This is a genomic window from Streptococcus sp. FSL K6-1323 (assembly GCF_038630745.1).
GTDB classification, from domain to species: domain Bacteria; phylum Bacillota; class Bacilli; order Lactobacillales; family Streptococcaceae; genus Streptococcus; species Streptococcus salivarius_D.
On record NZ_CP152039.1, the window covers coordinates 92,221 to 117,326 of the forward strand.

A 25,106-nucleotide genomic window follows, 5' to 3' on the forward strand; every position below is an offset into this window, starting at 1 on the left:
AGTGATTAAAATTTATGATACGATGACGCGTTCGCTCCGTGATTTTGTACCTTTGACAGAAAATGTTGTCAATATGTATGTCTGCGGACCAACAGTTTACAATTACATTCATATCGGAAATGCCCGTTCAGCAGTAGCTTTTGATACTATTCGTCGTTATTTTGAGTATTGTGGCTACACAGTCAACTATATTTCCAACTTTACGGATGTAGATGATAAGATCATCAAGGCAGCCAATGAAGCTGGTATTTCAACTAAGGAATTGTCGGACAAGTTTATCGCGGCCTTTATGGAAGATACCGGACAACTTGGCATCAAACCAGCGACACAAAATCCACGTGTTATTAACTACATGGATGAAATCATTGCATTCGTGTCAACCTTGGTTGACAAAGGATTTGCCTATGTCTCTGAAGGTGATGTTTACTTCCGAGTAGCTAAGTCAAACAACTATGCTAAATTGGCTAACAAGACCTTGGAAGATCTTGAAATTGGTGCAAGCGGACGTACGGATGCTGAAACAGAACGTAAGGAAAATCCTCTAGATTTTGCCCTTTGGAAAGCTGCTAAAGAGGGAGAAGTTTCTTGGGATAGCCCATGGGGACCTGGTCGTCCTGGTTGGCACATCGAATGTTCTGTTATGGCGACTGAAATCCTTGGAGATACTATCGATATTCATGGTGGAGGGGCAGACCTTGAGTTTCCACACCATACCAATGAAATTGCCCAATCCGAAGCCAAAACTGGCAAGACCTTTGCTAACTACTGGATGCATAATGGTTTTGTCAATGTGGATAATGAAAAAATGTCAAAATCCTTGGGTAACTTCGTGACCGTTCATGATATGCTTCAAACGGTTGATGGTCAAGTGCTTCGCTTCTTCCTAGCAACACAACAGTATCGTAAACCAATTAACTTTACAGAAAAAGCTATCCATGATGCTGAAGTCAATCTTAAGTATTTGAAAAATACCCACAGTCTTCCGTTGACAGAACAGGTGAATCAAGCTGAGTTGCAAACTTATCTTGACGCCTTCCAAGAAGCTATGGATGATGATTTTAATACGGCAAACGGAGTGACTGTTCTGTTTGACATGGCTAAATGGATTAATTCAGGCAATTATGATCAAACCGTTAAGGATGCTTTTGAAAAAATGCTCCAAGTCTTCGGTATTGTTTTCGAAGAAGAAGTCCTTGATGAAGATATCGAAAAACTCATTGAAGAGCGTCAAGCGGCGCGTGCCAACAAGGACTTTGCGACAGCAGACCGCATTCGTGATGAGTTAGCTGCTCAAGGTATCAAACTTCTTGATACCAAGGAGGGCGTGAGGTGGACACGTGACTAAACATCTTGATGTCAACCTTATTAATGGTATTGCTCTCGCTTTTGAGGGAGATGCTGTTTATTCCTTGTACATTCGCCGTCACCTGATTTTTCAAGGTCAGACCAAGCCAAACCAACTGCACCGTCTAGCTACACGCTATGTTTCAGCTAAGGCCCAGGCTAGTCTCATTGAAAAAATGCTGGAGCAAGAGCTTTTGACTGAAAAAGAGCTAGACATCTATAAACGAGGTCGTAATGCGAATAGCCATACCAAGGCTAAAAATACAGATGTTATTACCTATAAAATGTCAACAGGCTTCGAAGCAGTCATGGGCTATCTTCATATGACAGAGGATATCGCTCGCTTAGAGGAACTGATTGCTTGGTGTATTGACGAAGTTGAAAAAGAAATCTAAAAATTCTGCCGAGAGCAGGATTTTTTGTTTAAAGGCTATAAAAATTGTAACAGTTAGCCAGAGTTTCAAAATTTAGATTATTTGATAATCAAAGTAATTCGGCGTCTTGACAATAAAAAATAAGATGAAACTAATATTTAGCACCTTGAAAATGAGAAAGTTAAGGGATGTCTGACACGTGTAAAACCCCGATATAATAGCGTTTTTTAATAAAACTAATTTGACAGAAAGTAAAAAAAAAGTCTATAATATTAGTAAATGAGGCCATCTAAAAAATGAGGAGGTGAATGGAAATAGCTAAGAAAAAAGTTTTCTATACAACTTTTGCTGCTTTGATTTTATCTAGCTTTACGCTTCAAACAGGTAAAGCAGATGAAGTTCAGGTAAAACCTGATGAAGCTAAAATAGATTATGTTAATAGTGAGGCACCGGCTCCAGTTGCTCCTCAGGCTGATTTTTCTTCAGTAGGAGCTAAGGCAGAGTCAGCGAGTCAAGTAAGTTCAGTAGTGACCTCAACGTCACTGATGGTTGTCTCTTCAAGTGAGACAGATGAGGGGCTTCTTGAGGTACATTCTCAAGTTGATATCGTGGAGACTAGTGTTTCTACGACGACACCTCATTCAGAAGAGGCTCGTGCCCAGGCTTTTGGTGAGGATCGATCAGTAGCGGCATCTGAACGAGGAGATGCAAACCCAACATCTGATTCTGAACAAGCAAAACCAAATATTGTGCTTACTTATGATAAGTCTCATGAGGCTACAGCGACTGCAGAGTCTCAAGCTGTGACTTCAATGTATAAGAGTGAAAGCACACTATACACATCTGAACTTGCTGGAAATACACATGCAGTTATAGAAAAATCAGAGTATTCTTCACTGGATTCTCATACGACATCTGTAAGTGCGACTCCTACTAGCCAAGCTATTGCAACTTCTGAAGTCGCTTCTGAGTCTGCAAGCACTGCAAGCTCTCTTGCATCTACGGCTCCAGAAACGAGTCAGTTAAATAATAATTCAGAAGATAGCTTAACTGTCCTTACGGTTGGCTGGAAAGATTCATCATCAACTTCTGAGGTCTTTGAAACTTCTGTAGTGGTTTCTATGTTGCAAAGTGAGAGTTTGACCTATTCGTCAGAGGTAACCTTTACGGATGGACTTACTTCAGAAATCTTAGCAACTCCAATCACTTCTGAAGTTTATACCGTTGTTCCAAAACGAGACAGTACTGGAGCGCTTCTTGAAGATCAACCTGCTGTTACAGGGAATACAGATATTCTTTATTTAGCACGTGGTGAAATCTTTAACGTCAACTTTGATGTTAACAAGATGGAAGGTAAGAAGATTAAGGGCCTTAATCTAGTCCTTGATGGCAAACAAATTCATCACAGTTACTTTGTTGAAGGAACTCTGGATGAGGTCAATGCTGGTTTGAGTGCCTACCATTTGGCAGAGCAAACAACTGGTATTCATAAAATGACCTTTGAGTTGATTGATACGAATAACAATATTCATTACCTGACACAAACCTTCAGTGTCTTCAATGAAGGTGAGCGTCCAGTGACACCTGATAGTTACCGTAGGAATCAGTATTCATCAACAACGACTGTACCGGTTACTTATAATACCAGTGCAAATAGCTACACTGAAACAGCCAATCATATACAAGCTACGGCTGTTAATGAGTTGGCTGAGACAACTAGAGCGCTAACACAGCAATTGGCAGAACAAATTGCTGAGGTTTTGAGTGGTTGGTCTTCAGCGATTTCTGGAAATAGTTCAACAAGCACAGGTTCAATTGATATCTTCCAAGCAGCAGGTAAAACCATTACTCAAGCTGCGAGAAAGATTGCAGAATCAATCTCAGATCCAGATACAATTGGTAAGCAAGCTTTGGCTGCTGCAACTGTTGTTCTCGTTCTTCTAGTGCTTTACCTAGCAGCAATTACATTTATTTAACATGCTTTGCCCTCGTAAGAGGGCTTTTTTTATGATAGAATTAGCTTATGAAAACAACTAAAGAATCAAGTCTAGACATTGTTTATGGTGTGCATGCCGTAACAGAGAGTCTGGAAGCAAATACTGGTAATAAACTCTATATTCAAGATGATCTTCGAGGGAAAAATGTTGATGCTATTAAGGCTTTGGCAGCTGAAAAGAAGGTTTCCATCTCTTGGACACCTAAGAAAACCCTGTCTGATATGACAGGTGGAGCTGTGCATCAAGGTTTTGTTCTTCGTGTGTCAGAGTTCGCTTATTCTGAACTCTCAGTTATTATGGATAAGGCTGAACAAGAGGAGAATCCTCTAGTCCTCATTTTAGATGGACTCAACGATCCTCATAACTTTGGTTCTATCCTACGTACAGCTGATGCTACTCAGGTGACAGGAGTTATTATTCCTAAGCATCGTGCTGTGGGGGTAACACCTGTCGTTGCCAAGACATCAACAGGGGCAGTGGAACATATTCCCATTGCTCGAGTGACCAATCTTAGCCAAACTCTTGATAAACTTAAAGAAGCAGGCTTCTGGGTATTTGGGACAGATATGGATGGCACACCATCTCATAAATGGAACACAGCTGGGAAGGTTGCCCTTATCATTGGTAATGAAGGCAAGGGAATCTCTGCTAACATCAAGAAGCAAGTGGATGAGATGATTACTATTCCTATGAGTGGTCATGTGCAGAGCCTTAATGCCAGTGTGGCAGCTGCAGTTCTCATGTATGAAGTTTATCGAAACCGATTGTAACTATGAAAAAAAGAATACTTCTAGTTGATGGTTATAATATGATTGCCTTTTGGCAAGAAACCCGTCAACTTTTTAAGACCAATCAGCTTGATCAAGCTCGTGAAACATTGCTTCGTAAGCTTAATCATTATGCTAACTTTGAACATATTGATATTATCTGTGTATTTGATGCTCAGTTTGTTCCAGGGAGCCGTCAGCGTTATGATCAGTATCGTATCAGTGTTATTTTTACTGAGGAAGATGAGACAGCAGATAGCTATATTGAGCGCGCAGCGGCTGAGATGAATACTGTTCAAAATCTAGTTGAAGTGGCAACTAGTGACTTAAATGAACAGTGGGCTATCTTTTCGCAAGGGGCTTTACGTGTTTCGGCGCGTGAGTTGGAAGAGCGTGTCAATACCGTTAAGTCTGACCTAGACAAGATGTCGGCACATATTGACTTAAAGACACCAAAACTACGTCCTTGGGACGATGCACAATTAGGGAAATTACAGGACCTTTTAAATGAAATAGAATAGAGGGATATATGACATTTAATATTTTGACAGATTCCACAGCAGATCTAGATGAAAAATGGGCTCAGGAGAATAAGGTAGAGCTCGTTGGTTTGACCATCACGCTTGATGATATTGCTTATGAGACCGTTGGCCCTAACCGTTTAACGAGTGACCGTCTCTTAGAACGTATGCAAGAAGGCAGTCAGCCAACCACAAGCCAGGTGAATGTTGGTCAATTTGAAGAGGTTTTTCGTCGTCATGCTAAAAATGGTGATGCTCTTCTCTATATTGCCTTCTCATCAGTGCTTTCAGGTACTTATCAAAGTGCTGTTATGGCGCGTGACATGATTTTGGATGAATACCCAGAAGCTATCATTGAGATTGTAGATACCCTGGCGGCAGCAGGTGGGGAAGGTTATCTTTCTATTTTGGCGGCAGAAGCTCGTGACCAAGGTAAGAGCTTATCTGAAACAAAAGCCATGATTGAGGACATTCTGCCACGTTTACGGACCTATTTCTTAGTTGATGATCTCTACCATCTCATGCGTGGGGGTCGCCTTTCTAAAAGCTCAGCTATTATTGGTAGTTTGATTAATATCAAACCCCTTCTTTGGTTGGACGCTTCAGGCAAGTTGGTTCCTCTGGCCAAAATCCGTGGACGTAAAAAAGCCATTAAAGAAATGGTCCTACAAGCTACCCAGGATATTGGACATAGCACAGCAATTGTCGCTTATGCCAATGATATTGAAGCGGCGGAGAATCTAAAAGAACAATTGTTAGCAGTTGACGGCATTGAGCAAGTTCTCATTATGCCACTTGGGCCAGTCATCTCTACTCACGTCGGACCGGATACTTTAGCCGTCTTTACGATTGGTAAAGAAGCTAGATAGAAAAAGTGTCAGATAGGCTTTCCTATCTGATTTTTTTGTTTTCTGAAATGATAGATTAATAGAATATAAAAAGATAATCTATACAAAATGAATGATATATTTGACATAGTGTAAAATAATGCTATAATTAATCTAGAAAATGGAGGAAACAAAATGAAAAAGTCACAGAAAAAAGTAGCTAGCACGATGGATGAGCGTGCTTCAGTTGATCAGCGGAGAATCTTCTGCTAGAGGTTATTGGATAGCCATGCTTGGTATATTTGTAACGATTATGGTTGCTAGTAAGACCCACTCCATCGAATTAGTGCAGTCACTATTAATCATCACTTTCTTTGGTTCTATGTGCCTAGTATTAGTTCACAGCGTATCACGTAATGGGCATCCATGGTTGCTAGACAAAAAACTTGAGAAGAAGATGCTCATATTATCCTGGGTAATGTGTCTTTTGGGAATTTTTATATCGCTAATGGGCCTTTTAAGTCTATTTCAGTCGTTTAAGATAGGGAAGAATCTTATGAGTAGTGTAGCATTTTTGACATTGGGTTTGACTCTTATTTGTGACTGCTGGGTTATCATTAAAAGAATCAAGAAGAACCGTTTGGAAGAACTAGAAAACGAAGAATAGGATTTTTGAATGAAAAATTTAAAAATGAAGTCAGCTCGTGTAGCAAAGGATCTCACTCAACAAGGCTTGGCAGATGCTATAGGAGTCTCTCGTCAGACCATCTCAGCTATTGAAAAAGGTGATTATAACCCTACTATAAATCTGTGTATTGCTATCTGCAAAACTCTGGACAAAACTTTAGACCAGCTTTTTTGGGAATCTGAGGATTAGTTTGTACTCTTTAGATGTTATTTAGGCATGATTTCTAGTCTTACACCTTATAAAATGAGAGACTAAAAAAATACAAAAAATAAAAGAAAAACATCTCCAAATGACTTGCCTTGGATGTGTTTTTTTGATATTATGTTAAACGGTATTGTTTACCCCATTTGAAAGGCCCCGGAACCTTCCAAATACTTTTCGATGGGAAGGAACACCCATCACTCGTAAACAAAAATCGAACTATATATAGGAGAAATCATGAACAAAACAACATTTATGGCTAAACCAGGCCAAGTTGAACGTAAATGGTATGTCGTTGACGCAACTGATGTGCCACTTGGACGTCTTTCTGCAGTAGTTGCTAGCGTACTTCGCGGAAAAAACAAACCAACTTTCACACCACACACTGATACAGGTGACTTCGTAATCGTTATCAATGCTGAAAAAGTTAAATTGACTGGTAAAAAAGCAACTGATAAGATCTACTACACTCACTCAATGTACCCAGGTGGATTGAAACAAATCTCAGCAGGTGAACTTCGTTCTAAAAATGCTGTTCGTTTGATCGAAAAATCAGTTAAAGGTATGCTTCCACACAACACTCTTGGACGCGCACAAGGTATGAAATTGAAAGTCTTCGTTGGCGGTGAGCACACTCACGCTGCACAACAACCAGAAGTACTTGATATCTCAGGACTTATCTAATTCTAAGAGGAAAGGAGCACTAATATAATGGCACAAGCACAATATACAGGTACAGGACGCCGTAAAAACGCCGTTGCACGCGTACGTTTGGTTCCAGGTACTGGTAAAATCACTGTTAACAAAAAAGATGTAGAAGAATACATCCCACACGCAGACCTTCGTCTCGTTATCAACCAACCTTTTGCAGTTACTTCAACTGAAGGTTCATACGACGTACACGTTAACGTTGTAGGTGGTGGATACGCTGGTCAATCAGGTGCGATCCGTCACGGTATCGCTCGTGCACTTCTTCAAGTAGATCCAGACTTCCGCGATTCATTGAAACGCGCTGGACTTCTTACTCGTGATGCACGTATGGTTGAACGTAAGAAACCAGGTCTTAAGAAAGCTCGTAAAGCTAGCCAGTTCTCAAAACGTTAAGAAACGGCTACAATACAGCATTTATCAACACTTCATGTTTCACACCATGGGGTGTTTTTTGATGTTTTTTTGGCAAAATTCACACCACTTTTCACACCAAATTCACACCATTACTTTTTAAGGTTACGGTAGGCAATTTCACCAACAGCCATTGGTATGACATTTGAAGTGTTGACATAGGTCTTAGTTGTGAGAGTATCGCTATGCGTTAGAGCTTCTGAAATGTCCTCTAGTGATGTGCCAAATTGTTTGGCAAGAGTTGCACCCGTATGACGTAATTTATGAGGTGTGGCGTGTGTTAGTTCCTTATGACGGCGTTCGACTGACTTCATCTTATTATTAAGATAATCAGCGTGTAAGGGACTATTAACATTCCCTTTTGTATCAATATAAGTAAAAACATACTGTTCATCAGATTGGATAATATTGAATTTTGCCAATTCCAATTTTTGTTGTTTTTTCCAAGCACAGAGTAAATCAGTTAGTTCAATAGGAATATGGAAAGTTGTCCTTTTATTTCCCTTAGTTGATTTTGGATTTTTATACTTGTCCAAGGCTTTCACTAACTGAATTTCTTGTTTCTTTAGGTTAATGTGTTTCCATTGCAAAGCGTAACTTTCGGATTTCCTATCTCCTAAGAAAAAAGTTGTATAGAATAACACATAATCTTTGAATAGTAGCTTGTCGTTTTCTAAATCTTCTTCAAAAGCGGTGAACCATGCTTGAAGTTCTGATTGTGACAGATATAAATCTTCATCATTTTTACTCTCTTGTAGTTTTATTTTTTTAGTTGCCTTAATACGGCTAATTGTTTTAGAGAGACGATTAGTTTCGATATATTCCAATTCCTCAGCCCAATCAAAAATAGAATTAACGTAACTTCTAATGACTTTAAAGTTTGCATATTCTTCTGCCTTTTGTGTTAAAAGATTCAAGATAACCTGTTTATTTTGATTGAGAAAATCAATGGAATAATTACCAAGCAAGGGTAGGATATGTTTTCTAAAGACAATTTCGGTACCGTCAATAGTAGCTTGTGAAGGTGGTTTTGTGGTAGATGTTGTTTGACCTGCTTTATAGGATTCCCACCAAACATTGTGATAAAAATCGGAAAAGAGGATTGAGCCATTTGTTTCCAATGAGGTTGATTCTCCGCTTAAAATTTTATCAATCTTGTTTTGTAATTCAAGTTCGTATTTTTTAGCCTCACTCCTTAGTTTGAAACGTTTTTCAATCACTTTTTTATTAATTCCCAATGAGGATTTGACTTCTTCTGGGACATAGATACGTAAGCGATAAGTTCCGTTTTTAGTTTTTGTAATTGACATAGTATTCTCCTTTTTTGAATTGAGCTAGAAAAATACCGTGGCTTCATTATATCAGACCACGGTTAGAATGCTACTGATTTTGTAACCAGTAATTAAGTTCGGTTTTATCAAAGCGGACAGTTTTTCCAACTCGAATAACTGGTAATCCCTTTTTTATCCAAGAATCAAGCGTATTATTGGCAATTCCTAGATACTTACAAGCTTGTTGCTTGTTCAAGAATGGACTTTCAATGTTGTTACTATCCAATTTATTTTTTATTTCATTTTCTATAAGTCGGCTAATTAACAGTTGTAGCTGATGAATTTGTTCGTCTGGTAAAATCACTTGCATAGCCTCTTTTGTCCTTTCATGATATAATGTTAGTAGTTATTATTTCTAAGGCGATTTGTTTACGGCAAGTCGTCTTTTTGTATGCCCCAAGTCCCGGAACTCTGGTGTTCACGGACATATTGGTCAATCTCCTTTTCATCGCTGTTAGTAAATTTCGATAGTCCCAATTTTAAGAGGTCTTGGAGAAATTGGTTAGCTTCTTCAAGTGTGGTTGCCTCGTACTTAGCCACATAGAGCTTGGCTAAGGTCTTTGAGACTTGTTTTTCCGTCCATTGTTCCGATTGTCTAAGTGTTGGCTTGGTGCGTTCAATACTCAATCGTGTTTTAGTTTTCGTCTGGAGGTAGTCCAGCCACCATTTAACAGGTTGACGTCTGCGTTTGTTGGTATCCCTGTCATTAGGTCTGACAAAGCGGTAGTGTCCGTTGATTGCCTCAAAGTAAATGGCTGTCAGAGGTCTTTTAAGAACCATTTGCTGGGCGATAATATTGGCTTTGCCTTGCCAACAACGGAGCTCCGCCCTGACCCAAGAATGGGTCTCATCAATGACTTTACCTTTTCCTTTTTGTTCCATGAGTTTGTTATAAACACACCATTGTTGGCTTCCTCGTGCGCCTATGGTGACGGTCTCGCCAATCCGTTCCCCTGTTTCAAGGACTGACCGCTCGTGATAGTCCATGTGTTGGGCTCTGGTGATACACAATCCCCGTTTACAGTAAGCATAGAGAGTTTGAACCGATAAGGCATTATCGTAGATGTCATTAGCAATATCAATTCGGGTAAAGTTAACCTGATAGCGGTAAAGGCGTGTTACTAGAGCTACCCAGTTGTTAGCGTTACCCGCCATAAATTCCTCATATTGGCGACAGCCTTGTCCTTTTAGTTCCAGATAGACCCCCATATTATCTAAGGCTTGGTTAAAGTAAACTTTGATGTCTGAACAGGCATAGTGGCGTTGATACTTATTTATTCCCCAAGCATTCAGTGCAAACTGATCTTGGGGAATAAGGAGTATCTCTTCTAACACCTCCTCTGGTGAAACATCTTTAACGGTTACAGCGAAGTAGTCAATCCTTACGCTGTTGTCCATGCTTAGTCACCAGTCATTTTAAGGTCATTTGCCACTAGTTTTACACCAGACCAGTTGCTACGAGTCATGTTCCACATGAGACGGACTTGAGGATTGACGAGTTCAACGGTCTTATCAAGTAAACCGTCGTTTTCTGCCAGTTTCGTGATTTTGTCGAGGTTGTCATGAATTTCAAGCGTAATCGCTTTGAGTTCTTCAATGGCAATGTTCATTTCTTTTAACACTTTGATTTTATCCGCATCTTGAACGCTACAAACTAGTTTGGATGGTTCGTCTGTTCGGACTTGTTCGCCGTTTACCTCTTGATACTTATAACTCATACGAGCAGAAAGTACCACTACTTTTTTAGGAAGCATGAATTGACTTTTATCAAGGTTCAATTCGCCAAGTTTAAGTGTTGTGTCAGTTAGTGTTAAGTTTGTCATCATATTCTCCTTTGTGTTTTTTAAAGTAGTTATCTTTTCTAAACGTACGCAGAATTAGTTTTGAACCTTACTCTCCCAAGGGATTTCAGCGAAAACTTCAACTGATTGGCTTTAACCCCAGACGTATCAAGGGGTTAGCCCTACTTTCGTGTACGTTCGTACCCCCTATTAGTAGTGGGGCACTTATTTTAATGGCAAGTCTCGCCCGTTTCGAGCCCCTACCGCCTTGTGGGCTACCGTGTTGACCACTCGCCCACAGCGTTGGTGCTGTACCGTGCTCACTTCCCAAACAACTTTTTCTTCCTTGATTTCTCCAAATTTTCAATCTGTTCACTTAACTGTTCCATACGAATAGCTAATGCTTGTTCCTGTTGTGTTAAGTTGGTTACTCTTTGACTTAATTTCTTTAGTTGAAAGGTTAAGCGATTAATTTTTTGGTTAATGGATAAAGGGGAAGCTCTACTGGGGACATAAGCTTTTAGGATTGCCCTATCAAGTCCAAGACTTCCTTTAGTATCTGCAATTTGTTGGAGCTTTTCAATATCATCAGTGGTAAAGAGGAAGACTTTGCTATAAGAACGTTTCCCTGTTTGTATCCTATCTTCTTGAAAGGTATGTCCTGTTAAGTGTTCAATCTTTAAACGCCACTTTTTTAGCGTAGAGACTGAATTTAAACCTGAAACTTGTTTTATTGTTTGATGATAGTCAAAGTAATTAGTCATGTATTCTCCTTTAACTTAAATTTATTTTATATATTTAAAACTTATTTTTACTATTTATATCTATATTATATATCCTTTTTATTATATGTCAAGTATTTTGTTGAAAAATAAGTTTTAAATTGTTAAAATAAATAACAACCAAAACAAAGGAGCTACCTATGACTTATATGATTCATAATTTCGCTTTTAATCTTTCTCGACTTCGTAAGGAAAAAGGGATCAGTCAGACAGAATTGGCGGAAAAACTAAATATTGGAAAACAATCGATTTCTGATTACGAAAAAAGCAAAAGCTATCCAACTTTTGCGACCTTAGATAAAATAGCGGACTTTTTTAAAGCAACACCAGTACAACTTTTTGGGACAAGTCAAGATATTGAACTGGAAAAAGCTGTTCTTAAAACAGATGAATACACAGAAAAGGCTAATAATATCATACAAGCAGTTAAATCTTTTGATGAGTTAGCTCATCAAATAGAAAAATATAATAGTATAGAAGGTTATACTAGTGATACGATTAATAATTTAGCATTTCTATTAAAGAGAGTCCCTATCATATCTCCCAAAACCGACCATCAGCTTTATAAACATATTCCTAGTGGTAAGCTAGTTGAGGCAGAAGATAAAGATGATATTGAAAGTAACTATGAACTTGCTTTTGAACCTAGTGCATTATCTAGATTGCAGTATATGAGTGATGATGAGTTAGCCATAATTGACAAACTGATTTATTTAACTCAAGGTAAACCAATACTTAATAAAGATGGGGAACCATTGACTAGTATTGGTAATGGTAAATACGTTGTAGCAGAGAATGGTGATGAAATTGCCCGTGAAAAATCACCTCTACAGTTATTGTTAGAAAACGAGAGTAAATTAAATAATCTTCTTTAATTTATATGACTAAATTAAAGAAGATTAAAATGTAAAGACTGATGTGAGTGATAATACCTTAAAAATGGAAATGAAAAAAATAAGTATGAATAATTCTATTTTTGCTGATTTGTATTAATTTTTAGGAAAATAAGAGTAAATAGCATAATAAAAAGGGATTGAAAATAAAATTTCAATCCCTTTTTTGGATAAAGAAAATAATAATGGTGCTAATTAGGATTAATACCTAAATAAGTTTTAATTTTCTTTTCAAGAAAATCAATATGTTGGTTAATTTCAGTTTGTTGCTTATGAAGTTCATCAAGTTGAAAAAATAGTAGTCTAAGTCGTTGAGGAATTGTGGAGTCTCCTTTATATCTTAGGTCAGCGTATTCTTGCATATTTTTAATAGACATTCCCGTCTTTTTTAATCTAATAATGAATTGAGTCCACGCTATATCAGAGTCATCATAGTATCTACGATTATTTTCTTCTCTGTGTGAGTAAATCAATTTTTCTTGCTCATAGTATCGAAGTGTGGGGATAGAAAGTCCAGTTTTTTCAGCAAATTCTCCAATAGAATAGTGAGCCATAATATTTCCCCTCCTTTTTTTTAATTATTTTAGCATAATTTTTAAAAAAATCAAAAAAAAATTTCAGTTTTCTCTTGACATAAAGTGCACTTTACTATGTAAAATACATAGCATCAAAGGAATTTGATATAAAGTTAGGAGAGGAGGTAATACCATATGGAAGTGGAAGAAAGACGAAAAATTGGTTTGAAATATCTGAAGACTATAGATGGTGAAGTTGGTGATGAAGTCATAAAAGCCCTTGATGGAGTGGCAGGGGATATAGGATATATTAGGGTATCTCGAGAAGTTATTCCCCTCATGAAGAATGCAAATAATGGTAGAATTATTAATATCGTAGGTACCTTTGGGAAACAGCCAAGTCCGTTTTTTATAGTAGGTTCAGTGATTAATGCCGCATTGCTATCTTTTACTAAAGCTTTATCGCTTGAGCTAGCAGAAACAAATATTACCGTTAATGCAGTAAATCCTGGAGCGGTTCAATCTTTACTTTGGAAAGAAACAATTAATCAAATTTTAGCTTCTGGGAAAAAAGAGTTACAATTTCTGACAGACCCACACTTAAAATTAGTTCAACCAGAAGATGTTGCACGAGCTGTATTATATTTAGCAGATGAAAAGAATAATATAATAACAGGAACTTCAATAAATGTTGACAATGGTGTGTACTCAGGTTTGTAATTTTGTTTCTACAAATAGAAAAGAAGTGGCAAATATGAAAAGAATATTTATTGTAGGTGCTAAAAGGACGCCTATAGGTAAATTTGGAGGAAGCCTATCAACTTTTTCAGCTTCAGAACTAGGAGCAAAAGTTATATCGGCAGTACTTAAACAATCTAAATTACCTAAAGAAAAAATTGACCAAATATTGATAGGGAATGTATTGCAGGCAGGTCAAGGACAAAATCCAGCTAGAACAGCAAGTCGTTTAGCAGGACTTCCAGAATCCATACCAGCAATTACCATTAATGATGTGTGTGGTTCAGGCTTGTCAAGTGTTAATTTAGGTGCTTCTCTTATTATGTCAGGACAAGCGGAAGTTGTTTTAGTTGGAGGAATGGAGAGTATGTCTAATGCTCCATACTTACTAGATAAAGCAAGAGTAGGATACAAAATGGGAGATGGTATTTTAATTGATTCCATGCTCAAAGATTCTCTTATTGATTCTATTGGAAATTATCACATGGGAATGACAGCAGAAAACATTTCATCTAAATATTCTATTACAAGGGGAGAAATGGATAAATATGCTGTTGAAAGTCATCAGAAGGCGACTTATACAACAGAATATGGAGGCTTCAAAAAAGAAATTGTTGATATTATAGTAGATAATAGAAAAGGAAGGAATCTAATTGTAACTGATGAAAATATTCGCTCTGATACAAGTATTGAAAAATTAGCAAAACTAAAAAGTGCTTTTAAAGAGTCAGGAGTAGTCACAGCTGGAAACTCGTCAAGCATAAATGATGGTGCTTCTATCCTTATGCTAGTTTCAGAAAAAATTCTTTATGATTACAAATTAACTCCTTTAGCAGAATGGATAGATTCTTCGTTAGTAGGTTTAGAACCTCGATTAATGGGAATTGGACCAGAAATTGCTGTAAAGAAATTGTTGACTCAGCAAAAAATGGATATAACTGATATTGATATCTTTGAATTGAATGAAGCATTTGCTGCACAATCAATAGCTTGCATAAGACAATTGGGAATCAATGATATGGATAAGGTTAATCCTAAGGGTGGTGCCATTGCTTTAGGGCATCCAGTTGGAGCTTCAGGAAGCAGAATACTGACTACTCTAATTTATGAGTTGATTGAAAATAAAGGAAATTATGGAATCGCTTCTCTGTGTATCGGTGGCGGAATGGGAGCAGCGACTCTTATAAAAAATGCAAATAGCAATCTGTAAAGGAGAAAATAGTTTGGAACAAACGAAGAATTATACTTGTATTACTGGAGCCAGTGCTGGTATAGGAGCGGAGACAGCAAGACAATTTGCAAAATTAGGAATGAATCTTATTTTAATTGCTCGGCGTCAAGAACGACTAGAAAAATTGAAGCAAGAGATTTTGAACCATTATCCGGATTTAGATGTTGTTATTAAAGTTGTTGATTTATCGAAGTCCAGTAATGTTTTTGAACTTTATGAAAGCTTGAAAAAATATCACATTACTACTCTAATAAATAATGCAGGTTTTGGAAATTATGATAAGGTTGAATATCAAGATTTAGAAAAGATAATAACATTAATCCATCTAAACATTGAAGCTTTAACAATTCTATCAACTCTATATGTGAGAGATTATAAAGATTGTAAAGGCGCTCAATTGATTAACTTATCATCTAGAGGCGGATACATGATGGTTCCAAATGCAGTTACATACTGTGCAAGTAAATTTTATGTCAGTGCTTTTACAGAAGGCTTGGCATTGGAACTAGAGGCAAATCAACATCAATTAAAAGCTAAGGTTTTAGCTCCAGCTGCCACAAAAACGGAATTCGGTCAAGTTGCTACAGATTCGAAAGAATACAATTATGATGAGCATTTTGCTAAATATCACACAAGTGAAGAGATGGCACAATTTTTGATGGAATTATATCAAAGTGACAAAGTTGTTGGTTTAGTTGATGTTACAAATTTTGAATTTCATCTTAGTGGACCACTACTTAATCATTAATTATTTTATTAAATAGAGATAATATGTATTGAATAATAATAGTTGCAGCCATTTTATGACAAGAAAAAAGCTTCTGAAATGTTAGATTTCAGAAGCTTTTTGTCTATCTATTATGATTTAAACCTTGGTAAGTTATAATTTTCTGTGATATTTAGGATATTTAAAAATATAGAAGTATTTTTGTAGACTAATTTACAATTTTTCCAGTATTTTACCAAGTAGTTCTTCTAACTTTCCTAAATCTCCATAGACTGTTCCGTCCATATAAAGATTGTAAACCTCGTCATCTTGCTCCACACGTATTTGTGCAGAATAACCTTTTGATAGTGCTAAGGAACGAATAACTTCTCGTTGAGTTCGTCCATTCCCTTCTCGAAAGGGATGGAAATAATTAAGATTATCAAGAATTTTTGCTAATTGTTTAATAATTTTATTTTTTGAATTAGCAGTTTGATAATAGGTATGAATAAGATGGTTGATATAGTCTTGGGCAGTACTGAAAGATTGTATTGGCATAAAGGGATTCCCGCTTTTTGAGATATTCACCTTGCGATATTGTCCCGCCCAAGCATAGACATCTTGAAATAAATATTTATGAATGGCTAAAATATCACTAATAGAGTAGACTTCTATGGTTTTCAAGCGCAAGTCTGCAAGCCTTCTAGTAACGAATAAATGCTCATTCCGGTAGGCTTCTTCAATATTTGTAATATTTTGTTTGTTGATTAAGACTGTAGAATTTGGATAGGTATATTGGTGATTGGGGTCAATGTACTCATAGCCTTCGTATTGATTTTTAACCAATATTCAATTCCTTTCGTCTGTTGATAACATAAGTTTTTAAATCAATCACATCTTGAACAGTAGGTTCATAATTTTCAATCATTGATGACCCAATGGCATACCAGACAGTATCAAAATCTGAAAAGTTATCAAAGGGAATCCCTAAAATTGTTAATTCTTCTTTATTTACATCAAGAGTCATGGCACACCTCCTTGTATAGAGTTATCCTTATTATACCATAAAATCGGTATTTTCACCTAAAGGATAGAGACTGTTATTAAAGTATGAATTTATGATAAAATAATTTTATCATAAAAAGAAATAGCAGGGGTGTAGCATGGAGGCATATATTACAGAAGCGTTAGTAAAAGCAGGGATTGAGTTGGGAACTCTAACATTTAAAGGAACAACAACACTAGTGAATAGTAAAATTCAATCATTAAAGGAAGAACGTAATGCTGATAAATTACGAAATACTTATGATGAAATTGTAAATGAGTTACTTTCGGAACGAGAACAGGCAATCAGAATTGCTCAGGCATATAAAGAAGAATATGAAAAAGTACATATTGATGATAAAGATATTGAGTATTTACACAACACTTTAGAACAGGTTATTTCTCTGCTATCTTCATTTACTAGTGTTGAAGATGGGAAAGAAGATTCAATGAAACAATTAGTTGCTTTACTTAATAAGGATACTTTAAAGACTATGCAATTATTGGGATTTAATTACAAGGAGGCAATAGGAGAACCTCTAACGGAGGTTTGTTCAAATGCTATAAGAAATAAATTAGGAGGTCTATCATCTAAGAAAAACGTACGTAACAAAAAATAATTTAACTAATGGTGTGAACTTTTAGTATTTATCAGCTCAATTCTTTGTAATTTTGGGGTAAAATTCACACCATTCAGATAAAATTAATTGAAATTGATTGAAATAACGCTTTCAGAAAAGTGTAGAAATGCTTGATATTAAAGACTTTTGAAATTTAGTCAAACAAAAGTTGTTCGAACCAGGCTTGAAAAAAGCTCGTAAAGCATCACAATTCTCAAAACGTTAATTCGTTGCTGGGAAGCACAATACAAACGAAAATACTTTGCAACTTGCAAGGTATTTTTTGTATGAGAACTGGCGGTACACAATTAGGCTAGCTCTAACGACTTTAGTCGCATAGAGATATGCTATGCACAGTTGCCTCAAGAAAACAAGTAGAGCGATGTTTGATTGGATGGCAACCACTACATAATGGAAATATCTAGAAATGTCTATTATAACTAAATAAAAAAGTTTCAGGAAAATAGTTATTTTTCGGAAAGTCATATTTAGAAATTGAATGGTATTGGTCGAATATTTCTAGGAAGTCTGAGTGGATGATGTGGGGTTCCGTTTTTATTTTTTCTAAGACAATATAAATTGGGTACAAGATCCTTAATGATATTTTCCCTATTCATATACATACCATTATTTCCCCAGCAGGCAACTACTAAATCAGATTGTGCAACACATTCTAAAATATAATTATCATTTTCGTCTCCTATAGGATCATCAACTAAATATATATCCTTTGGGTAAGTGCTTCTAAAAGCAAATAAGTTAGTCATAAGTAAGGTTCCATATCCCCAAGCTTTTGCATAATTTATACATCGTGTGATTGTCGGATCATCGATAGTTTCATCGGCAATTGAAGGATTCAAACCAATAAAAAGAATCGTAGGTTTTGTTGAGTCCCAGGTACGAGATAGTTTATAGCGATAAAGCTGATTGTCTGAAATAGTAGCTTCTTTTTGCATAGTTGACCTCCGTTTTCTTCTATTATATCATTATTGATTTTTCCAAGTAAAAACATTTATAAACTGTTCGGATTACTTTTGATAAAATAGAATCAGAAATAGAGAGGAAATTACAATAGAAAATAACAAGTCGATGTTTACTTTAACTTTATAGGCAACTGTCAAGTGCTATGAAAAGCGGGCATAGAAAAAATGACTTAAAAACGGTAAAATATTATTAGTTAATTTAGACTAAGTTGCAATTAGCTTTCATCTTTAAGGAATAATGTGAAATGCTAAAAGCGGAGAGAGTTTAAAATTTGTTGTTGGGAGGAGTTTTGCTGGTGAGTGATAAGAGTAACAAAAAATTTTGGGATAAATTCGCCAAGTTGTATGCTCCTTTTATGAAGAAGGATAAAGGTGTTTATGATAAAGTTTGCGGATACATAAACCCTTATTTGAGTAAGGATATGAATGTACTTGAACTTGCTTGTGGTTCAGGTCAATTATCCTTTAACCTTTCAAAATATACGAAAAGTTGGATTGCAACTGATTTTTCTAAACAAATGATTTTTGAAGCAAGAAAACATGGAGAATACGAGAACCTTGTCTTTGAAATAGCTGATGCTACTTCATTGATTTATACAGATGAGAAATTTGATTGTGTAGTAATAGCTAATGCACTTCATATTATGCCCGAGCCTGACAAGGCAATGAAAGAAATATATAGGGTATTAAAACCTAATGGTACTTTGTTTGCTCCCACTTTTTTATGGAAAGAGGAAAAACAAAGTAAATTCAAAAAACGGCTGATGTCTATTGTAGGGTTTAAGATGTATAAAGAATGGGATAAAAAGCAATTTGAAGAATTTATCCATGAATATGGATTTTCAGTAGCTGAAATGAAATTGGTAAATGGAGGTCTTGCACCAGTTGGTGTAATGATTGCATATAAAAAGTAATATTAAATTATTATTTACAATGATGGAAACTCCTTAAAGTATCAAGATACAATAGTTTTACAGGAGAAAAAGAGATGTAAGTAATGGCTCTTTGTAAAATCGTGTTGGTAGAAGTAGACGATTTTTCTACCAACACGATTTTTAATTTATTATAGAACTGATTTCTGTTAAAATCCTAAAAGCCACCTATTTCGACAGTTTTATAGCTTGTTATTCTATTTTCTTGACAATAATACCACCGTCTCCACACGTTTTTTAACCATAAAAAGACACCTCCATGAGCATTTGATTATATTGTACCAAATCCAACTTGGAGGTGTTTTTATTTAATTCTCATTTACGGGATTCAGTGCCAATTAAAATTGCGTATTTTTTATTTAAAATGTATTAGAATTAAATTCATATAAAATATGCACGAAAAATAAATCAAAATTAAAAAGTACAAATTAATGAAGTGATTATTGATAAAAATAGTTAATAATTGGTTAAACAAAATATATAACTCGTTTATAAATTTATAGAAATGAACCATTATAAATCTCCTCTTAAATATTGAAAAAACCATTGGCAGTGGACATACTTTAAGACTATATATTTCTGAAACTAGTTTCACAATACAAATATTGACATGCAATTATTAATTGGTGGATTTTAAGTTGACATCTACAAAGCTTAATGTTAGAATACATTCAAAAATATATTTGAATGAGGTATTTTATGATTCAAAATGTTGTTACTTCAATAATCCTGTATTCTGGGACAGCCGTAGACTTACTTATTATCCTAATGTTATTTTTTGCCAAAAGAAAAAGCAGAAAGGACATCATTAACATCTATTTAGGACAATTTCTAGGCTCTGTTAGTCTAATATTCCTAAGTTTGCTTTTTGCATTTGTCTTAAATTATATTCCTAGTAAAGAGATTTTAGGTTTACTCGGTTTGATTCCAATTTTCCTAGGCCTCAAAGTTTTGCTTTTAGGAGATTCTGATGGAGAAGCTATTGCAAAAGATGGTTTGCGAAAAGACAATAAAAACCTGATTTTTCTAGTCGCTATGATTACTTTTGCAAGTTGTGGCGCTGACAATATTGGTGTCTTTGTCCCATATTTTACCACCTTAAATTTAGCGAATTTGATAGTGGCTTTACTTACCTTTCTAGTCATGATTTATCTCTTGGTTTTTTCTGCCCAAAAATTGGCACAAGTCCCTTCTGTTGGAGAAACTTTGGAGAAATATAGCAGATGGTTTATTGCCGTTGTCTATTTAGGATTGGGGATGTATATCCTGATTGAAAACAACAGCTTTGACATGCTATGGGCTGTGTTAGGCTAGGAGAAAAAATTATGAAAAAAGATAGTATCTGTCAAGTGGATGTTATAAATCAACAAAATGTTACAACCGCAACGAACTACCTTGAAAAGGAAAAAGTCCAAAAATCACTTCGCATTTTATCAAAATTTACCGATAATAAACAGATAAATATCATCTTTTATCTCCTTGCCGTCGAAGAACTCTGTGTCTGCGATATAGCCTGTTTATTAAATCTCAGTATGGCATCTGCCTCCCACCATCTTCGTAAACTAGCCAATCAAAACATCTTGGACACTAGAAGAGAGGGGAAAATTATATATTATTTTATAAAAGATGAGGAAATCAGAGATTTTTTTAATCAACTAGGATAACAACTATTTTTACTACTTTTCCATGATTATAGGGAGATTATATATGAAATTTTTTGATGAAAATTACTCACAAGAAATACCTACTCGTATCAAATGTTTAAGAAAAAAGTATAATTTAAAGCAAAGCGACCTAGGTAATGCAGGTCAAGTTAGCCAAGTTGAAAAGGGAGGAATTTGAAAGGATTTGTATCTTTTATTTTTTGTTTCATTTATGCCCTATGCTACTGGAATAGTTAGTAGTCATTTCATGAATCATACGGCACAGCTCTTTTATGGACTGATCGTTATTGTTTCAACGGTAGCAAACTGGTTTTTACATAAAGTAATTGATAAACCCAATATAGATCAGAAAGAATTACTTGAAGCTACCGTACAATATAGGAAGTTATTGATACCTGACCTAATAATTAAAGGAGTGGGATTGATTCTATCCTTAATTCTCTATCCTCCGATTATGATGTATAGTGTTTTAATTGTGGCATTTTACATCATAACTTTAAAAACACTATCCGAAAAAAGAGTGAATAACTAAAAAACGGTGACCAAAGTTAGGTGTATTATTTTAATGCTTAGAGACCTAAACTATTCCCCTATTTTAAAAATATTGATTCAGATTTTATGAAATTAAAAAGTAGATATTGTTCAGAAAATCCTTGATATTACGCTGTTTTTAGTCCAACTGAAATCCATACTTTCCAAACCAGGTCTTAAGAAAGCTCGTAAAGCTTCACAATTCTCAAAACGTTAATTCGTTGCTGGAAAGCAGAATACAAACGAAAACACTTTGCAGTTTGCAAGGTGTTTTTTGTATAGATTTCTGAAAAGTGTTCAAAATCTTACTAGAGTTTTGTCTTCATCTTGAAATTCTTATAACAATGTGATATATTTATAACAGATAAGGTGTGATATATTTATAACATACTAAAAAGAGGTGACTAAAATGAAAATATCGAAGAACTTAAAGATAATTCTTTATATCTCTAGCGTGCTTATTGTTGTATGTTTAGTTTTATTGCTGGGGAATCACCTACCGATTCTAGCGAAAGGTGCTATTATGACGACGGCTTGGCTTCCTTCGTATTTGGTTTGTACGATGCTATCGGTCCTCTCAAAATCAACCTATCAAAAGAAAGAGAAAAAAATGTTTGGGATTACTGCAAAATTATATACAGTGCTTGTATTTCTCTCGTCCTCAATCTATACTATTGGAGTTTGGCTTCTAACTCCTGGTTCTTTGATTAAGAATATAATGTTAGGAATTGGATTAAGTGTTCAATTGTTATTAATGTTTTACTTCTTATTCAAGAGAATTAATGAAGAACCCGATGAACGATTTTATAGAAATATTGCAAAGTCCTCTTCCATTTTGTTTACAATAGCAATCTTTATATTATTGGGAATGGCAACCTTGATAGCTGTCTGTAAAGTTTTCGTTTTGAATGCTGGATTCCTTTATATTTTGGTGGCTTTTTTACTCTTATTATTTGCCATTACTTACTTTATCACTGAAAAAAGGGGATGAAATATGGCGAAAGAAAGTAAAATAAAGACTAACTTGAAAGAAGTAAGGGAAGCTTATGGTATGACTCAACAAGATTTAGCAGATCAAGTAGGAATACGGAGAGAAACGATTGTTCACTTGGAAAATAACCGCTACAACCCTTCGTTGGAAATGGCTTTAAAAATAGCGCAAGTCTTTAATAAACAAGTGGAAGAACTATTTCGTCTGAAATAAGAGAAGTAAAACAATCGAATTGATTTGTGTATCAGTTTTTGGAAACTTGTTATTCTATGGCGAGGTAGTGGTAAAAGGGAGTATTTTCAAAGGAGTTTTTCGTAATAACATTTTAGTTGAAACGCTTTCAAAAAAATAAGATAATAGTTTATTTTTCAAGAATTTTAACCAATAATAGAACTTTTTAGGTGGAAATACTCTCAAAAATGCTAATATTTCTCTAATCTATTCAATTGTGAGGTCTTGCATATTATGTAGTTATCATACAAAAATGATAAAAGTGAATGAATACATTCATTTGGAGGATGATATTGTTCTGCACTTCAAATTTATTGAAATCAAGAGTTTTTTATCTTCAACAAAGATTATTTGAGGTTTTGAAATAAAAGTTATCATAATAAAGAATGTATATTTTACAAATTATGCTTTTATATATGGATGTTCTTTTGTATTTTAACTTAAGGTAAGCCATAACAAAATGCTCAAAATAACACTAAAATTAAAAATAGTTAATCATAACTATTGGTTAGTATGTTCTAAAAACCCATTATTTGTGCGAATTGTAGGATATATTAAAATTCAAAAAAATTTTTTAAAAAATGTTGACATATCTCTAAATAGTGTTATAATCAATGGGTATCGGGAATACCTGATAAAAAAATAAGTTGTTTATAGAGGAGAATTAATTATGAAAAAAGTATTGCTTACTTCAGCAGCAGTTCTTGCGCTTTTTGCGGCTGCAGCGCCAGCAGTTGCGGATATCAATGGTGGAGCTAACACTCCAGGAGCATATGACCAACCAACAACAGGTGGTGGTGTGAATGATGCCTACAACGCTCAAACAGAATTTGAAAATGCTCGTAAAGTAAATGAATACTTGGCAGGGCATCAAGAAGATATCGATGCTGAAGCAGCTCAAGATCCAGCAGTAGTTGCAGCTAAATCTGAATTTGATGCGGTTGAAGGCGGATCACACCTTTACACTGAAAAGAAAGAAGCTTATGAATCAGCTTTGAATACTGCTCGTAACAACGTTCGTAACCGTTACACTGAAGAACTTCAAAAGAAATGGAATACTGCTTCTAAAAAAGAAGGTAATTACTACATTTTGAATGAAACTCCAGAACAAAAGAACGCTCGTTATGAAGCGGAACATGGAGCTCAAGCAGAAGATAAAACTGCTCCATCACAAGAAGATGTGAAAAAAGCTCAAACTTCAGCAGAAAAAGCTAAAAAAGCAGAAGAAAAATCTAAAGCAGTTAAAGAAAACAAATCAGGTTCTAAAGCAGAAGCAAAAGCTCTTCCAAATACTGCGGCAGTAAAATAATTAGTGATTACTAGTTATTACCAAGAATATCACTGAAGTTAGGCTTCAGTGATATTTTATTATTAATAATAAAATGAAGAGAGAGTAGAGATTTATGAGTAAACGCAATAGTAGCACGAAGATCTTAAATAAAAAATCCTTAAGTATTTTGGCATCCATTCTTGTATTAGGATTAGTGATTATTGGTGGAGTCAAACTTTTTACAGGAAACAATGCTCATTCACTTGGGAATAAGGTTACTCAAGTCAGTGACTATAAACCTACCGATGATGAAAAGAAGTATCTCAAGTCGAAGTTTGATGGTCTTTCTGCAACTAATTCAGATACGATTGCTTATATCTATGCACCAGGCACTCAATTAGATGAGCCTGTTGTACAAACTAAAGATAATTCTACATATCTAGATAAAACTTTCGAAGGAGGTAATAAGCCTCTGTTTGGTACTGTATTCATGGATACAGACAATAAGAAAGATTTTAGTGACCGTTTGACTTGGCTTTTTGGTCACGCTAGAGGAAGTCAGGTAGAAGACCATCGTATGTTTAATGATGTTAACTACTACAGTGATCAGTCGTTTTTTGACAAACACAAGTATGTTGTTGTAGAAACCCCTCAAAGAAAGTATTATTATGAAGCTTTTGCGATGGTTATTGTTCCTGAGGATACAGCTTTCTACCGTACATCATTCAAAGATGATAAGGATTTTAAGGAACAATTAGATATTATCTATGATACGGCTGATGTTAAAAACAAGGATTTGAAGGTTAGTGCTTCAGATAAATACCTCGTTCTTTCGACTTGTCGTGAGGAAGATCCAACGATTCGTGCCAATCTCTACTTGCGTCAAATTCCAGACTCTGAGATGTCTGACTTTGTAGCTAAACATGGAAAAGATTTGGAATACACACCAACACGATAATCATTAACAGAACTCTACTTCTCGTGAAGTAGGGTTTTTATTTTATTTGAACAGAGCTACTGTA

30 protein-coding genes and 1 pseudogene are annotated in these 25,106 nt (G+C 35.4%); 22 read left to right on the plus strand and 9 right to left on the minus strand.

Annotation, left to right across the window (positions count from 1 at the left end; all coding sequences use genetic code 11):
• Position 1 precedes the first annotated feature (1 nt).
• The 9 genes from cysS (at position 2) to rpsI (ending at position 7,823) form a co-directional block, all read left to right on the plus strand.
• The gene (gene cysS, locus NST80_RS00545; protein WP_013989932.1) at positions 2-1,345 is read left to right on the plus strand and encodes a cysteine--tRNA ligase; all 1,344 of its coding nucleotides are present in this window, start codon (positions 2-4) and stop codon (positions 1,343-1,345) included.
• Positions 1,338-1,739, plus strand: coding sequence for a Mini-ribonuclease 3 (locus NST80_RS00550; protein WP_002886359.1), 402 nt, complete (start codon positions 1,338-1,340; stop codon positions 1,737-1,739). Before cysS ends, NST80_RS00550 begins: the two co-directional genes overlap by 8 nt.
• A 287-nt stretch (positions 1,740-2,026) precedes the next feature.
• Positions 2,027-3,694 carry a hypothetical protein gene (locus NST80_RS00555; RefSeq protein ID WP_002886368.1) on the plus strand — a complete coding sequence of 556 codons (1,668 nt, stop codon included), beginning with the start codon at positions 2,027-2,029 and terminating at the stop codon, positions 3,692-3,694.
• Between the two features lie 47 nt (positions 3,695-3,741).
• Positions 3,742-4,485, plus strand: coding sequence for a 23S rRNA (guanosine(2251)-2'-O)-methyltransferase RlmB (rlmB, locus tag NST80_RS00560; RefSeq protein ID WP_002886369.1), 744 nt, complete (start codon positions 3,742-3,744; stop codon positions 4,483-4,485).
• A gap of 2 nt (positions 4,486-4,487) precedes the next feature.
• Positions 4,488-5,003, plus strand: coding sequence for an NYN domain-containing protein (locus NST80_RS00565; protein ID WP_002886370.1), 516 nt, complete (start codon positions 4,488-4,490; stop codon positions 5,001-5,003).
• Between the two features lie 8 nt (positions 5,004-5,011).
• Complete coding sequence (locus NST80_RS00570) at positions 5,012-5,872, plus strand: DegV family protein (protein ID WP_013989934.1); 861 nt, start codon at positions 5,012-5,014, stop codon at positions 5,870-5,872.
• Between the two features lie 634 nt (positions 5,873-6,506).
• Complete coding sequence (locus NST80_RS00575) at positions 6,507-6,707, plus strand: helix-turn-helix transcriptional regulator (RefSeq protein WP_002886373.1); 201 nt, start codon at positions 6,507-6,509, stop codon at positions 6,705-6,707.
• A gap of 249 nt (positions 6,708-6,956) precedes the next feature.
• On the plus strand, positions 6,957-7,403 hold the full coding sequence (rplM, locus tag NST80_RS00580; protein ID WP_002886374.1) for a 50S ribosomal protein L13: 447 nt from the start codon (positions 6,957-6,959) through the stop codon (positions 7,401-7,403).
• Between the two features lie 27 nt (positions 7,404-7,430).
• Entirely contained in the window at positions 7,431-7,823 is a 393-nt protein-coding gene (rpsI, locus tag NST80_RS00585) for a 30S ribosomal protein S9 (RefSeq protein WP_002886375.1), read from the plus strand.
• 110 nt (positions 7,824-7,933) lie between these two features.
• On the opposite strand, the gene NST80_RS00590 is transcribed toward rpsI, so the two are convergent.
• The 5 genes from NST80_RS00590 to NST80_RS00610 form a co-directional block, all read right to left on the minus strand.
• A complete protein-coding gene (locus NST80_RS00590) occupies positions 7,934-9,151 on the minus strand; it encodes a tyrosine-type recombinase/integrase (protein ID WP_045768738.1) in 1,218 nt (405 codons plus the stop codon).
• Between the two features lie 70 nt (positions 9,152-9,221).
• Positions 9,222-9,482 carry a helix-turn-helix domain-containing protein gene (locus NST80_RS00595; protein WP_045768737.1) on the minus strand — a complete coding sequence of 87 codons (261 nt, stop codon included), beginning with the start codon at positions 9,480-9,482 and terminating at the stop codon, positions 9,222-9,224.
• Positions 9,483-9,541: 59 nt separating this feature from the next.
• A complete protein-coding gene (locus NST80_RS00600; RefSeq protein ID WP_155124139.1) occupies positions 9,542-10,570 on the minus strand; it encodes a replication initiation factor domain-containing protein in 1,029 nt (342 codons plus the stop codon).
• 2 nt (positions 10,571-10,572) lie between these two features.
• Positions 10,573-10,995, minus strand: a complete 423-nt coding sequence (locus tag NST80_RS00605; protein ID WP_045768735.1) for a hypothetical protein — start codon at positions 10,993-10,995, stop codon at positions 10,573-10,575.
• 278 nt (positions 10,996-11,273) lie between these two features.
• Positions 11,274-11,717, minus strand: a complete 444-nt coding sequence (locus NST80_RS00610; RefSeq protein ID WP_155124138.1) for a hypothetical protein — start codon at positions 11,715-11,717, stop codon at positions 11,274-11,276.
• A gap of 158 nt (positions 11,718-11,875) precedes the next feature.
• Between NST80_RS00610 and NST80_RS00615 the strand changes: the two are divergent.
• Positions 11,876-12,166: pseudogene (locus NST80_RS00615) on the plus strand (helix-turn-helix transcriptional regulator); the annotation flags it as partial.
• Positions 12,167-12,819: 653 nt separating this feature from the next.
• Here the strand turns inward: NST80_RS00615 and NST80_RS00620 are convergent.
• A complete protein-coding gene (locus tag NST80_RS00620; protein ID WP_201061648.1) occupies positions 12,820-13,182 on the minus strand; it encodes a MerR family transcriptional regulator in 363 nt (120 codons plus the stop codon).
• Positions 13,183-13,338: 156 nt separating this feature from the next.
• Here NST80_RS00620 and NST80_RS00625 point away from each other — a divergent pair, with 156 nt between their 5' ends.
• The 3 genes from NST80_RS00625 to NST80_RS00635 are packed head-to-tail and all read left to right on the plus strand — an operon-like array spanning position 13,339 to position 15,860.
• On the plus strand, positions 13,339-13,863 hold the full coding sequence (locus NST80_RS00625) for an SDR family oxidoreductase (RefSeq protein WP_342504614.1): 525 nt from the start codon (positions 13,339-13,341) through the stop codon (positions 13,861-13,863).
• A gap of 34 nt (positions 13,864-13,897) precedes the next feature.
• A complete protein-coding gene (locus NST80_RS00630) occupies positions 13,898-15,091 on the plus strand; it encodes a thiolase family protein (protein WP_342504654.1) in 1,194 nt (397 codons plus the stop codon).
• A 13-nt stretch (positions 15,092-15,104) separates the two neighbouring features.
• Positions 15,105-15,860 (plus strand): SDR family NAD(P)-dependent oxidoreductase, encoded by a 756-nt coding sequence (locus NST80_RS00635; protein WP_201061646.1) that lies wholly within the window; start codon positions 15,105-15,107, stop codon positions 15,858-15,860.
• Between the two features lie 192 nt (positions 15,861-16,052).
• On the opposite strand, the gene NST80_RS00640 is transcribed toward NST80_RS00635, so the two are convergent.
• Positions 16,053-16,664 (minus strand): Fic family protein, encoded by a 612-nt coding sequence (locus tag NST80_RS00640; RefSeq protein ID WP_155124136.1) that lies wholly within the window; start codon positions 16,662-16,664, stop codon positions 16,053-16,055.
• Positions 16,657-16,845: a hypothetical protein gene (locus NST80_RS00645; protein WP_014713950.1), complete on the minus strand. Its 189-nt coding sequence runs from the start codon at positions 16,843-16,845 to the stop codon at positions 16,657-16,659. Before NST80_RS00645 ends, NST80_RS00640 begins: the two co-directional genes overlap by 8 nt.
• A gap of 136 nt (positions 16,846-16,981) precedes the next feature.
• Here NST80_RS00645 and NST80_RS00650 point away from each other — a divergent pair, with 136 nt between their 5' ends.
• A complete protein-coding gene (locus NST80_RS00650; protein WP_021144854.1) occupies positions 16,982-17,482 on the plus strand; it encodes a hypothetical protein in 501 nt (166 codons plus the stop codon).
• A 488-nt stretch (positions 17,483-17,970) separates the two neighbouring features.
• Here the strand turns inward: NST80_RS00650 and NST80_RS00655 are convergent, their stop codons facing one another.
• On the minus strand, positions 17,971-18,438 hold the full coding sequence (locus tag NST80_RS00655; RefSeq protein ID WP_013989941.1) for a DUF1643 domain-containing protein: 468 nt from the start codon (positions 18,436-18,438) through the stop codon (positions 17,971-17,973).
• 323 nt (positions 18,439-18,761) lie between these two features.
• Here NST80_RS00655 and NST80_RS00660 point away from each other — a divergent pair, with 323 nt between their 5' ends.
• From NST80_RS00660 to srtB, 8 genes are all read left to right on the plus strand, one after another.
• Positions 18,762-19,379 carry a class I SAM-dependent methyltransferase gene (locus tag NST80_RS00660; protein ID WP_002886378.1) on the plus strand — a complete coding sequence of 206 codons (618 nt, stop codon included), beginning with the start codon at positions 18,762-18,764 and terminating at the stop codon, positions 19,377-19,379.
• A gap of 717 nt (positions 19,380-20,096) precedes the next feature.
• A complete protein-coding gene (locus NST80_RS00665) occupies positions 20,097-20,711 on the plus strand; it encodes a CadD family cadmium resistance transporter (RefSeq protein ID WP_045001996.1) in 615 nt (204 codons plus the stop codon).
• Positions 20,712-20,722: 11 nt separating this feature from the next.
• Positions 20,723-21,061, plus strand: coding sequence for a Cd(II)/Zn(II)-sensing metalloregulatory transcriptional regulator CadX (cadX, locus tag NST80_RS00670; RefSeq protein ID WP_000711078.1), 339 nt, complete (start codon positions 20,723-20,725; stop codon positions 21,059-21,061).
• Positions 21,062-21,104: 43 nt separating this feature from the next.
• A complete protein-coding gene (locus NST80_RS00675) occupies positions 21,105-21,239 on the plus strand; it encodes a hypothetical protein (protein WP_002889641.1) in 135 nt (44 codons plus the stop codon).
• Positions 21,240-22,001: 762 nt separating this feature from the next.
• On the plus strand, positions 22,002-22,583 hold the full coding sequence (locus NST80_RS00680; protein WP_002886383.1) for a hypothetical protein: 582 nt from the start codon (positions 22,002-22,004) through the stop codon (positions 22,581-22,583).
• Positions 22,584-22,586: 3 nt separating this feature from the next.
• A complete protein-coding gene (locus NST80_RS00685) occupies positions 22,587-22,796 on the plus strand; it encodes a helix-turn-helix transcriptional regulator (RefSeq protein ID WP_002886384.1) in 210 nt (69 codons plus the stop codon).
• 688 nt (positions 22,797-23,484) lie between these two features.
• Positions 23,485-24,123, plus strand: coding sequence for an amylase-binding adhesin AbpA (gene abpA / locus NST80_RS00690; RefSeq protein ID WP_002886387.1), 639 nt, complete (start codon positions 23,485-23,487; stop codon positions 24,121-24,123).
• Positions 24,124-24,217: 94 nt separating this feature from the next.
• On the plus strand, positions 24,218-25,042 hold the full coding sequence (gene srtB, locus NST80_RS00695; protein ID WP_002886388.1) for a class B sortase, LPKTxAVK-specific: 825 nt from the start codon (positions 24,218-24,220) through the stop codon (positions 25,040-25,042).
• Positions 25,043-25,106: the final 64 nt, after the last annotated feature.

What these genes read in the sequence shown, in the direction of transcription:
- NST80_RS00655 (WP_013989941.1), bottom strand. Translation starts at nt 18,438, where the DNA reads ATGCAAAAAGAAGCTACTATTTCAGACAATCAGCTTTATCGCTATAAA.
- NST80_RS00685 (WP_002886384.1), top strand. Translation starts at nt 22,587, where the DNA reads ATGGCGAAAGAAAGTAAAATAAAGACTAACTTGAAAGAAGTAAGGGAA.
- cadX (WP_000711078.1), top strand. Translation starts at nt 20,723, where the DNA reads ATGAAAAAAGATAGTATCTGTCAAGTGGATGTTATAAATCAACAAAAT.
- NST80_RS00675 (WP_002889641.1), top strand. Translation starts at nt 21,105, where the DNA reads ATGAAATTTTTTGATGAAAATTACTCACAAGAAATACCTACTCGTATC.
- srtB (WP_002886388.1), top strand. Translation starts at nt 24,218, where the DNA reads ATGAGTAAACGCAATAGTAGCACGAAGATCTTAAATAAAAAATCCTTA.
- rplM (WP_002886374.1), top strand. Translation starts at nt 6,957, where the DNA reads ATGAACAAAACAACATTTATGGCTAAACCAGGCCAAGTTGAACGTAAA.
- abpA (WP_002886387.1), top strand. Translation starts at nt 23,485, where the DNA reads ATGAAAAAAGTATTGCTTACTTCAGCAGCAGTTCTTGCGCTTTTTGCG.
- NST80_RS00665 (WP_045001996.1), top strand. Translation starts at nt 20,097, where the DNA reads ATGATTCAAAATGTTGTTACTTCAATAATCCTGTATTCTGGGACAGCC.
- rpsI (WP_002886375.1), top strand. Translation starts at nt 7,431, where the DNA reads ATGGCACAAGCACAATATACAGGTACAGGACGCCGTAAAAACGCCGTT.
- NST80_RS00620 (WP_201061648.1), bottom strand. Translation starts at nt 13,182, where the DNA reads ATGGCTCACTATTCTATTGGAGAATTTGCTGAAAAAACTGGACTTTCT.
- NST80_RS00645 (WP_014713950.1), bottom strand. Translation starts at nt 16,845, where the DNA reads ATGACTCTTGATGTAAATAAAGAAGAATTAACAATTTTAGGGATTCCC.
- NST80_RS00595 (WP_045768737.1), bottom strand. Translation starts at nt 9,482, where the DNA reads ATGCAAGTGATTTTACCAGACGAACAAATTCATCAGCTACAACTGTTA.
- rlmB (WP_002886369.1), top strand. Translation starts at nt 3,742, where the DNA reads ATGAAAACAACTAAAGAATCAAGTCTAGACATTGTTTATGGTGTGCAT.
- NST80_RS00625 (WP_342504614.1), top strand. Translation starts at nt 13,339, where the DNA reads ATGGAAGTGGAAGAAAGACGAAAAATTGGTTTGAAATATCTGAAGACT.
- NST80_RS00650 (WP_021144854.1), top strand. Translation starts at nt 16,982, where the DNA reads ATGGAGGCATATATTACAGAAGCGTTAGTAAAAGCAGGGATTGAGTTG.
- NST80_RS00610 (WP_155124138.1), bottom strand. Translation starts at nt 11,717, where the DNA reads ATGACTAATTACTTTGACTATCATCAAACAATAAAACAAGTTTCAGGT.
- NST80_RS00600 (WP_155124139.1), bottom strand. Translation starts at nt 10,570, where the DNA reads ATGGACAACAGCGTAAGGATTGACTACTTCGCTGTAACCGTTAAAGAT.
- NST80_RS00570 (WP_013989934.1), top strand. Translation starts at nt 5,012, where the DNA reads ATGACATTTAATATTTTGACAGATTCCACAGCAGATCTAGATGAAAAA.
- NST80_RS00680 (WP_002886383.1), top strand. Translation starts at nt 22,002, where the DNA reads ATGAAAATATCGAAGAACTTAAAGATAATTCTTTATATCTCTAGCGTG.
- NST80_RS00555 (WP_002886368.1), top strand. Translation starts at nt 2,027, where the DNA reads ATGGAAATAGCTAAGAAAAAAGTTTTCTATACAACTTTTGCTGCTTTG.
- NST80_RS00565 (WP_002886370.1), top strand. Translation starts at nt 4,488, where the DNA reads ATGAAAAAAAGAATACTTCTAGTTGATGGTTATAATATGATTGCCTTT.
- NST80_RS00630 (WP_342504654.1), top strand. Translation starts at nt 13,898, where the DNA reads ATGAAAAGAATATTTATTGTAGGTGCTAAAAGGACGCCTATAGGTAAA.
- NST80_RS00575 (WP_002886373.1), top strand. Translation starts at nt 6,507, where the DNA reads ATGAAAAATTTAAAAATGAAGTCAGCTCGTGTAGCAAAGGATCTCACT.
- NST80_RS00605 (WP_045768735.1), bottom strand. Translation starts at nt 10,995, where the DNA reads ATGACAAACTTAACACTAACTGACACAACACTTAAACTTGGCGAATTG.
- NST80_RS00590 (WP_045768738.1), bottom strand. Translation starts at nt 9,151, where the DNA reads ATGTCAATTACAAAAACTAAAAACGGAACTTATCGCTTACGTATCTAT.